This is a genomic window from Streptomyces sp. S07_1.15, from assembly GCF_020739505.1.
Taxonomy (GTDB): Bacteria; Actinomycetota; Actinomycetes; order Streptomycetales; family Streptomycetaceae; genus Streptomyces; species Streptomyces xinghaiensis.
On record NZ_JAJBZK010000001.1, the window covers coordinates 3,479,312 to 3,493,132 of the forward strand.

Sequence of the window (13,821 nt, forward strand, 5' to 3'; positions counted from 1 at the left end):
CCGGGACAACCGCCTCGGGCTGCGGGTCGGGCGCCATGTGGAGCAACACACCACCGGGAAGGCCGGATAGCCTGCCGAGTCACGCGGACAGCGCGAGAATCTCAGCCCCAGACGCTGGCAACGGCTCTGGATCTGTGCTGAGAGCCGTCAGACCGGGGACGTGATCGTGGAAGCAGCTGGCACATTAATCGGATTCACTGCGGCATTTTCGGTTCCTACGGGATTCGGGTGGCATTCAAAACGACCGTGGCATGCAATTGCATTCACCCTGATATATGGCGTTTTTGTGGTGGCACCTTCAGGAATCACACTGAAAGAAGCCGTTGCCGCAGCCTGCATCACCACAACTTCTGCATGCTTCGCACTGCTGCGCAAGCCAGCGTCCTGGAAATTTCCACACTTTGGATTAGCATGGCAGAAAATCAAGTCGAAGTTAATCGATCCCCCACAGCCGACAAAGGTTGAATACACCGCCGCGACCGCCGGGATCATTTCGATATTGTTACCGATTTTCCTAGGGCTGGATGCAGGGGTCAGTCTTGTTCGACGAGGCATTACCGAAGACGATCGATTCATCGTCGTCACCTCGGGGCTACTCATTGCGGTGTTCGGCTGCCAGCAACTGATCGGCACGATCGTACGACCACTCGTCAAGAAAATCTTAGAGAGGATCGAGAATGGCGACTTCGATGAGAACGTTGGGAGTTTCATCAAGGCAGGTCCTCATGTTGGATGGATCGAGAGATTCATCCTCTTCTCCTTCCTGATCTCCGGAAATCCGGCTGCTGCCGCTCTGGTGGTCACCGCCAAGTCGCTCGCCCGCTTCCCGGAAATTCAGCAGGCAGAGAAGCTTGTGGGTGACTACTATCTCGTGGGGACGCTCACCAGTGTCGCGGTAGCACTCGCCACGTCCAGCATTACCAGGTTGGCACTCGGGATGCCACCTCTATAGGAGGACCTTCATGGCGCTGCGCGATCACCCATTCTTTCGTGAACTGACGTCCCTGCGACTCCCTGCCGAAGACTATGTGATCGCGGGCAGTGCACCCATGCTGGCACATGGAATCAAAAGGGAGATCGGTGACATCGATGTTGTTGCCCGAGGGGAAGCATGGAAAATAGCATTGGGCCTTGGCCGGGTTTCGAAATCTCCACTGGGCCCCGCGCAACGCGTCGTACTCTTCGGCGGGGATATCGAAGTGCTCGACGGATGGTTCGATTACCCTGTTGATTTGTTGATCAACGAAGCTGACTATTTCGAGGGAGTCCGGTTTCTGCCGCTGGCCAGGACGATGGAGTGGAAAAGAACTCTCGACCGGGAAGTGGACAGAGAAGATATCGCTTTGATCCGTGATTCCCTCGGCGGCGCATAGAGGGATCTCTCCTCGGCGCGAACTGCCCGTATTCATGCACAAGGCTTCCGGTGCATCTTTCGTGATCACGAAGCTCTACAGAAGGCTGATCAGCAGGCACTTTGCAGAGACCCGACGCGCACGCCAATGAAAAGATGCGCGCCCTGAAGCGAGTCGACTCACTCGGGGCACAAGAGCCTGGTGCTGGTTGCATCGGGCGCGTTCTTGTGCGTCGTGCGGTGGGACCTTGGTGGAGGCCCGTTCGGCGGTGTCCTGCTGAATAACCGAATGATCACTTCGAACGCCTGCTCGAAGATAATGCACAGAAAGGCTTCGTAGGCACCTTGGGGAGGATGACGCAGGGAGCAGGCGTGCCTCCAGCTTCGTGGTCGCTCTCCGGGAGCTCGCTCTCTGCTGCGCACTCCGGAAGCTTGGCCCGCCGATGGCCACTGATGCTGGTCCACTCCCGCAAACTGGGGGAACTGCTAGCACACAGAAGAGGCACCCTCTATCGGAGAGCGCCCCTTCTGACCAGCATGTTTGATGACCTGGGCGGAGGGTGTGGGATTTGAACCCACGGTGGTGTCGCCACCACGACGGTTTTCAAGACCGTTCCCTTAGGCCGCTCGGGCAACCCTCCCTCGCCCCCGCCCACCTGCGGCGGAAGCGCCTACAGCCTACCTGGCGGGGCCGGGCGCCGGGGCTCTTGGTCCGTCCCTGGTCCGTGGCCTCGGAGACCGTGCTTCCGGCCGCTCGGCGCCGTGGGCAGGCGTCCCCATGCTAAGCGGCACGATCGCTTCTCTGTGGGGCAGTTGAGGAAGCAGCACGTCATGCTCACGTGGATGACCGCGACGTCGAGCAGGTGGTCTCCGCAGTTGTGGGCTGGACGAGATGCCCACCGCGGCTTTCAAGACCATCCCCGTAGCCCGCTCGGGCACCCCTTTCCCCCACCGGCACCAGGCTGGGGTGTGGTGCGGGAAAGGGCCCTCCTCGCCGTTCGTGGCGGGGAGGGCCCCGAGGTGGTGCGGTGGAGTTGCCGGTCTGGCTCCCGTGCCCCGGGCTCAGCCGTATCGGCCGGGGTCAGTGGCGGGGAGCGTCCGGTGGGCTTCCGGTCAGTCGCCCTTGCGCTGGCCCAGGGTGACGTCGACCGTGGTCTCCTTGCCGTCGCGCTCGTAGGTGATCTTCACCGTCTCACCCGGCTCGTGGGTCCAGATCTCGCTGATCAGGGTCGGGCCGCTGTCGATGACGGTGTCGTCCAGCTTGGTGATGACGTCGCCGGGCTTCAGGCCCGCCTTGTCGGCCGGTCCGCCCTCGGTGATCGGATCGCTGCCGCCCTGGCCGGTTTCGGGGATACGGGCGCCCTCGCTCTGCTGCCGCATGTCGACCTGGACGCCGATCACCGGGTAGATGGGCTCCCCGGTCTCGATGAGGTTCTCGGCGACGCGCTTGGCCTGGTTGATCGGGATGGCGAAGCCCAGGCCGATGCTGCCGGCCTGCGATTCGCCGAAGCCCCCGCCGCCCGCCGACTGGATCGCCGAGTTGATGCCGATCACGGCGCCCTGGGCGTTGAGCAGCGGGCCGCCGGAGTTGCCCGGGTTGATCGACGCGTCGGTCTGCAGGGCACTCATGTACGAGGCGTTGCTGCTGCCGCCGTCGCTGGAGGCGACCGGGCGGTTCTTGGCGCTGATGATGCCCGTGGTCACGGTGCCGGAGAGGCCGAAGGGAGCGCCGATGGCGATCGTGGCGTCGCCGACCGCGACCTTCTTGTCCGAGTCCCCCAGCGGCAGCGGCTTGAGATCCGCGTCCGAGGCGTTCTTGAGTTTGATCACGGCCACGTCATAGCCCTCGGCGCGGCCGACGATCTCGGCCTGGTACTCCTTGCCGTTGGAGAAGGTGGCGGTGAGCTTGCCGCCTTCCGCCGCGGAGGCCACCACGTGGTTGTTGGTGAGGATGTGGCCTTCCTTGTCGTAGACGAAGCCGGTGCCGGTGCCGCCCTCGGCCTCCTGACCGCCGCCCTGGGCGTTCAGCGTGACGACGCTGGGGAGCGCCCGCTGCGCTATGCCGGCGACGGAGTCCGGCGCACGGTCGAGAACGTCGGGGTCGCCGGGGGCCGAGACCGTCGTCGAGCCTCCGTCGTTCTGCTCGGCGGCCCAGAAGCCGAGGCCACCGCCGACACCGCCCGCGACCAGCGCGGCGGCGAGTACGGCCGCCACCAGCCCGCCGCGGCCCTTCTTACCCGGCTTGCCCGGCGCGGCACCGGGCGGCGGGGGTACGTGCCCCGGGGCGCCCCAGCCCGCGGCGCCGGAGGGGGGCGGCGGCGGAGGCCAGGCGGCGTTTCCCGCGCCCGCACCCGGCCCCTGGGCCGCTCCGTGCGCCGCGAGGCCGGCACCGTCGGCGGGAGCGCCGTACTGCTGTCCCTCTCCGGCCCGCGCTCCCTCGGCGCCGTGGCCGTCTGCCGGAGCCGGCTGGTGCGCCGGTACGGCCGGCTGCTCCGGCGGCCGGCCGGCCGCCGCCGCGCCGGGCTCGGGCCGCGGAAGCGGGTAGTCCGACTGCGCCGCGTTCCCGCCGGAGGGGCCCTCCGGGCCGTGCGGCGGCGCGGAGGGCGGGCTGGGCGGCGCTCCCGGCGCCGGCCGCTCCGTTCCCGGCGGAACGGCGGCGCCCTCGTTCTCGGTGCTCACGGCATTCTCCTTGGGTGCGCGAAAAATCTTGAGTCACGGCCCACAGTGCTGCATGTCCACCACCAGCTTTCCCCACGGCGTGTCAGGGCGCTGTAAGCGCGGCGGCTCGTCCGCCCGCCCTTCCCTTCCGGACATAACGCACGGCTTCCATGATGCCCGGGTCTCCGGACGGCGGCCGTTCACCCTGTGTGCCCGCAGGGGTGGCACCATAACGCGGTGACCGATGTGCGCCCGGCCCCCGGCCTCCGCCCGGAGCCCCCCACCACTGCTGTCGTCGCCCACCGCGGCTCGTCCGAGGAGGCCCCGGAGCACACGCTGGCCGCGTACCGCCGAGCCATCGAGGACGGCGCCGACGCTCTGGAGTGCGATGTGCGGCTCACCGCCGACGGGCACCTCGTCTGCGTCCACGACCGGCGGGTGGACCGTACGTCCAACGGCCGGGGGGCCGTGTCGGCGCTGGAGCTCTCCGAGCTGGCCGCGCTCGACTTCGGCTCCTGGAAGGACCGGGACGAGGCACCGGACTGGGAACGCACATCCGTCCTCACCCTCGAACGCCTGCTCGAACTCGTCTGCGACACCGACCGCCGGATCGAACTCGCCATCGAGACGAAGCACCCGACCCGCTGGGCCGGCCAGGTCGAGGAGAAGTTGCTGGACCTGCTCCGCCGGTTCGGGCTGACCGATCCGCCCCGGGGCGAGGACTCAGCCGTACGGGTGATGAGCTTCTCGGCCCGTTCCCTGCACCGCGTCCGGGTGGCGGCGCCCCGCATACCCACCGTCTATCTGATGCAGTTCGTCTCGCCGCGCCTGCGCGACGGGCGGCTGCCCGCCGGGGCCCGGATCGCCGGGCCGAGCATGCGGATCCTGCGGAACCAGCCCGAGTACGTCGCCCGCGCGCACCGGGCGGGCAACGAGGTCCACGTCTGGACCGTCGACGACCCCGCCGACGTCGAGCGGTGCGTGAGTCTCGGCGTGGACGCCATCATCACCAACCGGCCCGGGAGAGTTCTGTCACAACTCGGGCGTGCGGACGGCCTCCGGAACGGCTGAATTCCCCGGTGGGGAGCGCACCGGCGCGTTCAGTACGTCGTCGGTCGCGCGGAGTGCGCCACCGGATCGCTTATGGCCGGTTTCCGGCCCACCGGGGGAGGGCATCCATCCTCTGGCGTGGGGCGAAGGAGGTCTCGGGGGTGGCGTTGGTGGTGGCACAGGAAGTGCCGACTTCATCGAGCATGGCCGTGCCCCATGGGCCTTCGGGCGTGGGCATGGCACGGCGCCGGATGCGCGAGGGACTGGGCATGAGCGGCGTTCCCGAGGGAGTCGTCGACGATGCGGTCCTGGTTCTGTCGGAGCTCCTCAGCAACGCCTGCCGCCACGGCAGGCCCCTGCGAACCGGGCTTCCGGGCTGCGGCGAGGGCGAGGCGGTGCGCGCGGCCTGGCGGGTGGACGAATTCGGGCGTTTGACCGTTGAGGTGACAGACGGGGGCGGTCCGACCCGACCACTTCCGGCCACTCCGTCCGTAACGGCCCGCGGCGGCCGCGGGCTCAACATCATCAGATCCCTCGCCCAGGACTGGGGGGTCCGGGACGAGATGAGCGGTGAGGTGACCGTCTGGGCCCGCTTCGCCCCGGTGGCGCGGAACCGCGGGAACGGCCTCGGTGACCGGCTCGACCTGGGCGCGCTGCCCGGGCTGGAGGTCGCCGATCTGCTGGACGATCTGGCCTGACGGGCACGCGGCCGCACCGGGCACCGGCGCAGAGCAGCCGGGCGCGCCCGGGACTCGGGGCACGGACCCGTACAGCCGCAGTGCACGCGGCCGGGCGGCACGTTTCCCGGCCGCTCCCCTCCGCCGAGGCCGTGCGGCACCCGTTGCGTGTTCCGGACGGGCTCCTCCTTTCCTTCCGCGGGCGGCCTGCCGAGGACCGGCTCCGCCGTCCGCTTCCCGCCCGGCGCACGCCGCCCAGGCCAACGCACCCCGCCCCGCCCGGGGCAGGCCACGCCGCCGGCCCTCCGCGTTCGGCGGGCGGAGCCCCTGCGAGGGGCTAGGCTCGGCGGCCAAGACCTACCGCCGCACCCGGGAGAAAGCCACGCCATGGCGAAGAAGCGACCCCAGACCAAGGCCGGCAAGTCGTCCTCCGCGCGGGGCTCCGGCGTCCGCCCGGCGGCCGTCGCCGATGCCGACATCCCCGTCGTCGGCGCCCGCGAACCCTGCCCCTGCGGCTCGGGCCGCCGCTACAAGGCCTGCCACGGACGGGCCGCCGCCCAGGCCGTGACCGAACTCGTCCGGCGGCCCTTCGAAGGGCTGCCGGGTGAGTGCGACTGGGTGGCCCTGCGCGAACTGGTCCCGGCGGCCACGGCCGAGCTGCGGCTCAAGGAGCCGCTGCCCGACGGCGTGCCCTCGGTGACCCTGGCGACCGTTCTGCCGATGGCCTGGCCGGCGCTGCGCCGGGACACCGGCGCCGTCCTCCTGGCCCTCCAGAACGACACCGCCTCCGGCGACATCAGCCGCGATCTGGCCGATGTGCTCGGCCGCGCGCTGACCGCCACGCCGGGCAGCCCGATCGCCGCCGAGCGGGTGCCGGCCGGCGGGCCGCGCCTGCAGGACCTGCTGGACACCGGGGCTGCGTTCACGCCGGTGATCCACGACGGGTTCGAGTTCTGGCTGGAGGACGCCTCGAACACCACCCCGGAGGTGGCCGCCTCCCTGGAGCGGGCGAACGAGGCGGCCATCCCGACCGTCCGGCTGTCCGGCGTCGACGCCGCGTACTGGTGCGAGACACCGGAGAAGAACCATCTGCGCTGGGTGATGCCGCACTCCGAGGACGAGCTGCTCGACGCGCTGGCACGGCTGCACGCCGCCGGAACCTCCTCGCTCGGCGAGGGCACCCGGCTCGTCGGCTCCTTCCGGGCGCACGGTCTGCTGGTCCCGGTGTGGGACCTGCCGCGCGGTATGAGCGCCGACGACACCGAGAAGCCGGCGGCGGCGTTCGCCGAACGGCTCGGCGAGGTGCTCGGCGCGACGGCTCCGCTGACGCCGGAGGAGCGCCGGGCCCGCGGCGGCCTCACGAACCGTCAAGTCACGCTGAGCTGACGGGAGATGACGACTGCTGCGGTAGGAGTGATTCCTGTCACACCAGCTTCTACCGAGCAGTAAATTCGCCCTCGGATCCGCGCGATCGAATTTGCGAACGGCCGATCTCTTGTTACCGTTCTAGGAGCCCGGTCGCTGGTGCATCCCCCGTCGCCAGCGACCGGGCCTTTCCATGCCCGGCGCCGGGTACGCCCGGGTACCTCTCGCGTCCGGCCCCCAGAACCGGGAGCGTGGCGGAGAACTCCCCGCCCCGGCCCGCGATATGACCCGCCGCGGTGCGGGCAGCACACACGGCGGGCCGCTCCGGGCCCGGTGGGTACGACGGACGGGCTCACCGGTGGGTACGACGGGCTCAGTAGGGCAGTCGGCTGCCGCCGCCGGGCGTTCCGGCGCTGGCCTCCACCAGCGCCTCCACCACGGTCTCCACCCGCGGCAGCCACGGCCCGGCGGATCCCCGCCGCGGGGCCTGCTCCCAGCGGACGTGCCCGGCGCCCGTCTCCGAGGGCGGCAGGGCCAGGTACCCGCCCTCACCGTGGAAGCGCAGCGAACTGGGGACCCAGTCCTGGCTGTAGAGGAGTTCGCCCAGCTCCGGCAGCGAGTACGGCGCCACGAGCAGCGCCCAGCGGGACGGGGTGGCGACGACCGGCCCCAGCCGGACCCCCATCCGCCCCAGCTCGGTGACCGCTTCGGCACCCGCGACGGCCGGCAGGCTGACGGCGCACGGGGCGCGGCCCCCGGTCGCCAGGATCACCGGCGCGGAGGGGCGGTTGGTCCACCACCAGCGCACCATGCGGGCGTCGGTGGTCGCCGCGAGCAACCCCGGATCGAACGGATGTGCGCCAGGGGCGGCGCAGTCGGGGTGCGGGCAGGCGCAGTGGACCGCGCCGCCCCTTCCCGGCTGGGTGCCCACGCCGGGCAGTACCGGCCACCGCCACTCGGTGGCGCAGGTCAGTGCCGCATCGAGCATGACCGACCTTCCGCCGCGCCTGCGCTTGAGCAGGAGCCTGCGTCGCATTCCGGGGATCTCGCGCATGAGCGCTCGTTCCTTTCCGTTAACGCCGAGGGCTGTTTCCGTCGCGTGGAACTGCGTCTGACTGCGTGGAGCAGTGGAGCAACTGTCTGGCAACTACCTGGAGCGGAACTGCACGAACTGCGTGGCACTGCGGGTACCGCGCGCCCGGGACCCGGCCCGTCGCGCCGCGCGGAACACACCTGACTGTGCGTGGATCAGCGCATCACACCGCCGACCGGCGTGGAGCATGGCGTGGGGTGGCGCCCGTTCGGCGCGTGCCGCCCCCGTACCCCCCAGTGGCGAGGTGCCCCCCACCTGTCCGCTCACGAGTGGGAGCGCGGCGTTCGCAGGCTAGGACGCGCCCGGCCGCTGCCGGGTTCCAGCACGCCCCACTGCCCCCGCCCCCTGCCGAGTAGGTACCCGCCGTGGTGGACGTGACGCGTTGCCGACGAGCCTCAGTCGACCGCGCATCGACTGGAGCACGTCGTTTTCCGGCCAAACGTAGCAGCCTCCCGGGCCTCGTCAAACCCGGATACCCGAGGTCGGTCCCGGTACACGGGTCCCTGCGCGTCCGGGCCCCCCGGCCCGGCTCCTCACCGCGGGGGCGCCGGGCAGGGTGAGGGTGACCGCTCCGGTTCGTCCCGTTCGGCCTTGTGCCGGGGTGCCGCGGGACGCCCCCGCACCCGCTTCCGGCATATGCCGCCCAGCGGGCGGATCGGCGCAGAAGGGGTGGACGGAACGGGGGTCCGCCACCCCGGGGTGGCGACCGTGCGTACGTCATGTTCACGGAAAGTGGCCGGAATCCATCTGATCGCCCCGGGCTCCGGCCATAATGCCCGGCTCTTCGGAGCAGCCCTTGCGGCGCCGCCCTCCGGCTCACGGCACCGGCCGCTCCGGCCGCCCCGGCCGCCGGGGACGGCGCGCGGTGGTCCGGCGGCGGCTCCGCGCCGGTGTGCCCCGGCCTTCACTCCTGCCCCTGCTGTGCCCTTCCCGCCGCCCATACGATGGGGAGAAGGTCCCGTTCAAGGAGGAAACCGTGACCGAGCAGCCCGTACCGGCCCAGCAGAGCGAAACCGCCCCGGCGGGCGACCACCAGCCGGTCAAACAGCGGAAGAACGGTCTCTACCCGGCCGTCTCCGACGAACTCGCCGCCCATATGCGGAGCGGCTGGGCCGACACCGAGCTGCGCGGCCTGGAGCCGCTGCCCCAGGCGGCCGAGACCGCCCGCCGCCGCGCCGCGCTCTCCCGGCGTTTCCCGGGCGAGCGGCTGGTCGTTCCCGCGGGGAATCTCCGGACCCGCTCCAACGACACGGAGTACCCGTTCCGGGCCGGCACGGAGTACGCCTATCTGACCGGGGACCAGACGGAGGACGGCGTACTCGTCCTGGAGCCCGCGGCGGACGGCGGTCACGAGGCGGTGCTCCACGTACTGCCCCGCTCCGACCGGGAGAACGGCGAGTTCTGGCTGGACGGCCAGGGCGAGCTCTGGGTCGGCCGCCGCTACAGCCTGCGCGAGAACGAGCGGCGGCTCGGGCTGCCCTGCCGCGACGTCCGCAAGGCCGCCGGCGAACTGGCGGAGCTCGACGGCCCCGTCCGCCTCGTCCGCGGCCACGACGCGGGGCTGGAGGAGGCCCTCGCCGGCCGGCTGGACCCCGCGCGCGACGAGGAACTCCGGGTCTTCCTCAGCGAACTCCGGCTGGTCAAGGACGCGTTCGAGATCGGCGAACTGCAGAAGGCCGTGGACTCGACGGTGCGCGGCTTCGAGGACGTCGTCAAGGTGCTCGACCGGGCCGAGGCCACCTCAGAGCGCTACATCGAGGGCACCTTCTTCCTGCGCGCCCGGGTCGAGGGCAACGACGTCGGCTACGGCTCGATCTGCGCCGCCGGCCCGCACGCGACCACCCTGCACTGGGTGCGCAACGACGGCCCCGTACGCTCCGGCGAACTGCTGCTGCTGGACGCGGGCGTGGAGACCCACACCCTCTACACCGCCGACGTCACCCGCACCCTCCCGGTGAACGGCCGCTTCACCGATCTCCAGCGGAGGATCTACGACGCCGTGTACGAGGCCCAGGAGGCCGGGATCGCCGCCGTGCGCCCCGGGGCCAAGTACCGCGACTTCCACGACGCGGCACAGCGGGTCCTCGCCGGGAGGCTCGTCGAGTGGGGGCTCGTCGAGGGACCGGTCGAGCGGGTGCTGGAGCTGGGGCTGCAGCGCCGGTGGACCCTGCACGGCACCGGGCACATGCTCGGCATGGACGTGCACGACTGCGCGCTGGCGCGGACCGAGAGCTATGTGGACGGCACGCTGGAGCCGGGCATGTGCCTCACCGTCGAGCCCGGGCTGTACTTCCAGGCGGACGACCTGACCGTGCCCGAGGAGTACCGCGGCATCGGCGTCCGCATCGAGGACGACATCCTCGTCACCGAGGACGGCAACCGGAACCTCTCCGCCGCCCTGCCGCGCGCTTCCGCCGAGGTGGAGTCCTGGATGGCGCGGCTCAAGGGCTGAGCGGTCCGCGGGCGCTCGGTCCCCGGGCGCTCCGTCCGTGGGCGCTTGCTCGGTGGGTGTCTGCTCGGTGGGTGCCTGCTCGGTGGGCGTTCACGGGCTGAGGACGGGGCCGGCCACCGGGCCGCCCGCGAGGTGGGCACCGTCCCGCCACTTGAGCATCTTGCTGAAGCAGACGACCGCGCCCCGGCCCGGCCGGTTCCGGACGTGGAAGTGGTCGGCGAGGGCCTCGATCAGCAGCAGGCCGCGGCCGTGCTCGGCGTGGTCGGTGCGGCCGGCCTGCTCCGGGTGGTCGGGGTGGCCGGCATGGCCGGTGCGATGCGCACGGCCGGCGTGGCCGGTGCGGTCCACGGGGCCGGGGCTCCGGAGAGGGCCCTGGCCCTCCGGCCACGCCCGCCGGCCGCGGCGGCGGTCCGCGGGCCCGCCCGGTTCCTCACGCGCGGCGGGGAAGCCGGGGCCCGAGTCGGCGACCTCGATACGGCACTTCTCGCCGTCCAGGTACGCGGTGACGCGGTACCGCCCGCCGCCCGGGTCCGCACCGCCGCCACCGCCGTGTTCCACCGCGTTGGCACAGGCCTCGGAGAGGGCGACGGACAGTTCGTAGGACGTCTCGGGGTGGACCCCGGCGGTCTCCATGGTGCCGATGAGGAGCCGGCGGGCCAGCGGCACACTCGCCGCCTCGCGCCGCAAGTGGAGTGACCACCAGATGCTCATGCTGCGGCCTCCTGGCTGCGGCTCGACATACCGGTACGTATTGCCCGGGCCCCTCCCCGGTAAGCCTGTGCCGGACGGGACTCCGCTCGTTCGGCGGTGTGCCCCCGCAGGCGCGCGGGGGCGTGCCGGTGCGGCCGGCGTGTGCCTCCGCACCACCCACCCTGACGGAGGCGGCAGCGGGGAGCGGTGCGATGATGAGTCCGCCATGTCTGGTTTCACAGCACGCGCCGGCACGGGCCTGCGCCTGGTGAGGGCCGCGGTGTTCGCCGCGGTCTGCGTCGTGCTGTCCGCGACCGGGCACGTCCTCGCCTCCCCCGCCGTGGTCCCGCTCTGGGCTCTGGGCGGGGGGTTCCTCGTCGTCCTCGTGGTCGCCGCGGTGCTCGCCGGCCGGGAGCGTTCGCTGCCCGGCATCGCCGTGGTGCTGGGCACCGGGCAGGTGCTTCTGCACACCCTCTTCGGATACGCCCAGCAGCTCGCCGGTCCGGCCCCCGCTCCGGCGGGCGGCGGTTCGCCGGACGCCGTGACGGCGCTCGCCGCGCGGCTGCTGTGCGGTGAGGGCGGACATCCCCTGTCGGCCGCCGAGGCCCATCGCGTGGTGACCGCCGCGGGCATCGACCCCGGCGCGCACGCGGCCGCCGCGACGGCCAGGGGGACCGGCGGGCTCGGGACGGCGCTCCCCTCGGCGCTCCCGGCCTCGCTGCTGCCCTCGCCGGAGATGCTGCTGGCCCATGTGCTGGCGGCGCTCCTGCTCGGGCTGTTGCTGCGGCGGGGTGAGGCCGCGCTGTTCCGTCTCGTACGGCTGTCCGTACGGGGGCTGGCCGAGGGGGCGCTCGTACGGTCGCTGCGGGCCGCCGTCGGGCTGGCCCGGGCGCTGCTCGCGGGGCTGCCCGGGGCCGGAGGTCCGCGGGTGCGCGGGCTCCGCTGCCGCCGGTACGGACCGGGGCGTCCGCGGCCGCTGTATCTGGAGCACTCGGTCAGCAGGAGGGGTCCGCCGGACGTCCGCCTGGCGGCCTGAGGCAGCGGTTCCACCGGCCATGGCCGGGATCCGCGGGTGCCTCCGTACGCGCGTTCGGAGCCCCCGTCACCCCTGCCCGTGGGGATTCCCCCGCATGCCTCCCGCACGTGCCCGATGCGTCCGGTGGCCGGGCCCGGGGAAGCCGCCACCACCGCTCGCGGCCCGGCATCCCCGTGTTCCCACCGGCACCGCCGGTGACCTCCGGCCTGCCCGCCGCCCGCCGCCCTCCGAGGGCCTCACCGGCCCGGCGGACGATCCGGCGATCCGTACCCCCACCACGACCCAAACCAGGAAGACCCCTATGCGAACCACCCATCGCCCCGCCCGCAGGCGCGGCGCGAGGCGGACACCTCTGTGGCACGGCGGCGTGCTCGCCGTCACCGCCGCTCTGGCCCTCAGCGCGTGCGGAGGTGGCGGCGACGGCAGCGCCGGGACCGCCGCGGAGGTCTCCGCGGAACCCTCGAAAGCCGCGACCGTTCTCGACAATCCGTTCGAGAAGCCGGACCTCGTCCTCACGGACACGTCCGGTCGGGAGTACGACCTGGTCGAGGAGACCAAGGGACACCCGACACTCCTCTACTTCGGCTACACCCACTGCCCCGACGTCTGCCCGCTGACGATGAGCAACATCGCCGTGGCGAGCAAGACACTCAGCGAGGACCAGCGGAAGGACCTGCGGGTCGTCTTCGTCACCTCCGACCCCGAACGGGACACCCCCAAGCGGCTCGGCGCCTGGCTGCGCGGCCAGGACCCCGACTTCATCGGCCTGACCGGCGACTTCGACGCGATCCAGGCCGGCGCGCGCAGTGTCGGCATCGGCATCGCACCGCCGACCGAGGACGAGAACGGCGACATCGTCTCCACCCATGGCGCCCAGGTCCTCGCCTTCTCCCCGGAGGACGACAAGGCCCACGTCCTCTACGGCGAGGACACCACCGTCGACGACTACACCGCAGACCTGCCCAAGCTCCTCGAGGGAGAGACCCCGTGAACCGCCGCACCTCCACCGTTACCGCCCTCAGCACCGCACTGGTGCTCGGTGCCACGCTCTCCCTGACCGGCTGCGCCACCGGGCCGGAGCTCGGGACGAGCGGCGGCTACGTCCCGGAGCCCGTCATGCCCGACATGGCCGGCGGATTCCTCACGGTGACCAACACCGGTGACACCGCCGACCGGCTCACCCACGCCACCAGCGACATCTCCGACGACGTGGAGCTGCACCGCACCAAGGACGGCAAGATGCAGCAGGTCAAGTCGTTCGAGGTGCCGGCGAACGGCGAGCTCGTCCTCGAGCGCGGGGCGAACCACATCATGTTCAAGGAGCTCAAGCGCAAGCCGGCCGTGGGCGAGGAGGTCTCCGTGACGCTGCACTTCGCCGAGTCGGGCGCCCTCGAGGTGACCCTCCCGGTGAAGGCCGCCACCCACAACCCCGCGATGAAGAAGCACTGA

At 71.5% G+C, this 13,821-nt stretch carries 12 protein-coding genes and 1 tRNA gene; 9 read left to right on the plus strand and 4 right to left on the minus strand.

Going from position 1 to position 13,821, the window contains the following annotated elements:
• Positions 1–160 precede the first annotated feature (160 nt).
• Together LIX60_RS14990 and LIX60_RS14995 are read left to right on the plus strand one after the other, a co-directional pair.
• The gene (locus LIX60_RS14990; protein ID WP_227958858.1) at positions 161–952 is read left to right on the plus strand and encodes a hypothetical protein; all 792 of its coding nucleotides are present in this window, start codon (positions 161–163) and stop codon (positions 950–952) included.
• Positions 953–962: 10 nt separating this feature from the next.
• Positions 963–1,373 carry a hypothetical protein gene (locus LIX60_RS14995; RefSeq protein ID WP_227958859.1) on the plus strand — a complete coding sequence of 137 codons (411 nt, stop codon included), beginning with the start codon at positions 963–965 and terminating at the stop codon, positions 1,371–1,373.
• 532 nt (positions 1,374–1,905) lie between these two features.
• Here LIX60_RS14995 and LIX60_RS15000 read toward each other — a convergent pair.
• Together LIX60_RS15000 and LIX60_RS15005 are read right to left on the minus strand one after the other, a co-directional pair.
• Positions 1,906–1,992: transfer RNA gene (locus tag LIX60_RS15000), tRNA-Ser, on the minus strand.
• Between the two features lie 472 nt (positions 1,993–2,464).
• Entirely contained in the window at positions 2,465–4,030 is a 1,566-nt protein-coding gene (locus LIX60_RS15005; RefSeq protein WP_227958860.1) for a S1C family serine protease, read from the minus strand.
• A gap of 216 nt (positions 4,031–4,246) precedes the next feature.
• Between LIX60_RS15005 and LIX60_RS15010 the strand changes: the two genes are divergently transcribed.
• The 3 genes from LIX60_RS15010 to LIX60_RS15020 all read left to right on the plus strand — a co-directional run bounded on the left by LIX60_RS15010 (position 4,247) and on the right by LIX60_RS15020 (position 7,122).
• On the plus strand, positions 4,247–5,080 hold the full coding sequence (locus tag LIX60_RS15010) for a glycerophosphodiester phosphodiesterase (RefSeq protein WP_227958861.1): 834 nt from the start codon (positions 4,247–4,249) through the stop codon (positions 5,078–5,080).
• Between the two features lie 53 nt (positions 5,081–5,133).
• Positions 5,134–5,757, plus strand: coding sequence for an ATP-binding protein (locus tag LIX60_RS15015; RefSeq protein ID WP_227958862.1), 624 nt, complete (start codon positions 5,134–5,136; stop codon positions 5,755–5,757).
• Between the two features lie 366 nt (positions 5,758–6,123).
• Positions 6,124–7,122: a DUF5926 family protein gene (locus LIX60_RS15020; RefSeq protein ID WP_227958863.1), complete on the plus strand. Its 999-nt coding sequence runs from the start codon at positions 6,124–6,126 to the stop codon at positions 7,120–7,122.
• A gap of 352 nt (positions 7,123–7,474) precedes the next feature.
• Here LIX60_RS15020 and LIX60_RS15025 read toward each other — a convergent pair whose 3' ends face one another.
• Positions 7,475–8,155, minus strand: coding sequence for a bifunctional DNA primase/polymerase (locus LIX60_RS15025; protein ID WP_227958864.1), 681 nt, complete (start codon positions 8,153–8,155; stop codon positions 7,475–7,477).
• 1,015 nt (positions 8,156–9,170) lie between these two features.
• Here LIX60_RS15025 and LIX60_RS15030 point away from each other — a divergent pair.
• Entirely contained in the window at positions 9,171–10,646 is a 1,476-nt protein-coding gene (locus LIX60_RS15030; protein WP_227958865.1) for an aminopeptidase P family protein, read from the plus strand.
• 90 nt (positions 10,647–10,736) lie between these two features.
• On the opposite strand, the gene LIX60_RS15035 is transcribed toward LIX60_RS15030, so the two are convergent.
• On the minus strand, positions 10,737–11,357 hold the full coding sequence (locus tag LIX60_RS15035) for an ATP-binding protein (RefSeq protein ID WP_227958866.1): 621 nt from the start codon (positions 11,355–11,357) through the stop codon (positions 10,737–10,739).
• Between the two features lie 205 nt (positions 11,358–11,562).
• Here LIX60_RS15035 and LIX60_RS15040 point away from each other — a divergent pair, with 205 nt between their 5' ends.
• The 3 genes from LIX60_RS15040 (at position 11,563) to LIX60_RS15050 (ending at position 13,821) form a co-directional block, all read left to right on the plus strand.
• On the plus strand, positions 11,563–12,372 hold the full coding sequence (locus LIX60_RS15040) for a hypothetical protein (protein ID WP_227958867.1): 810 nt from the start codon (positions 11,563–11,565) through the stop codon (positions 12,370–12,372).
• 301 nt (positions 12,373–12,673) lie between these two features.
• Positions 12,674–13,363, plus strand: coding sequence for an SCO family protein (locus LIX60_RS15045; protein ID WP_227958868.1), 690 nt, complete (start codon positions 12,674–12,676; stop codon positions 13,361–13,363).
• Positions 13,360–13,821: a copper chaperone PCu(A)C gene (locus LIX60_RS15050; RefSeq protein ID WP_227958869.1), complete on the plus strand. Its 462-nt coding sequence runs from the start codon at positions 13,360–13,362 to the stop codon at positions 13,819–13,821. The genes LIX60_RS15045 and LIX60_RS15050 overlap by 4 nt, the downstream gene beginning before the upstream one ends.

Bases quoted from the DNA above. Each gene is read 5' to 3' on its own strand.
- LIX60_RS15025 (WP_227958864.1), bottom strand. From the start codon at position 8,155: ATGCGCGAGATCCCCGGAATGCGACGCAGGCTCCTGCTCAAGCGCAGG.
- LIX60_RS14995 (WP_227958859.1), top strand. From the start codon at position 963: ATGGCGCTGCGCGATCACCCATTCTTTCGTGAACTGACGTCCCTGCGA.
- LIX60_RS15020 (WP_227958863.1), top strand. From the start codon at position 6,124: ATGGCGAAGAAGCGACCCCAGACCAAGGCCGGCAAGTCGTCCTCCGCG.
- LIX60_RS15035 (WP_227958866.1), bottom strand. From the start codon at position 11,357: ATGAGCATCTGGTGGTCACTCCACTTGCGGCGCGAGGCGGCGAGTGTG.
- LIX60_RS15040 (WP_227958867.1), top strand. From the start codon at position 11,563: ATGTCTGGTTTCACAGCACGCGCCGGCACGGGCCTGCGCCTGGTGAGG.
- LIX60_RS15045 (WP_227958868.1), top strand. From the start codon at position 12,674: ATGCGAACCACCCATCGCCCCGCCCGCAGGCGCGGCGCGAGGCGGACA.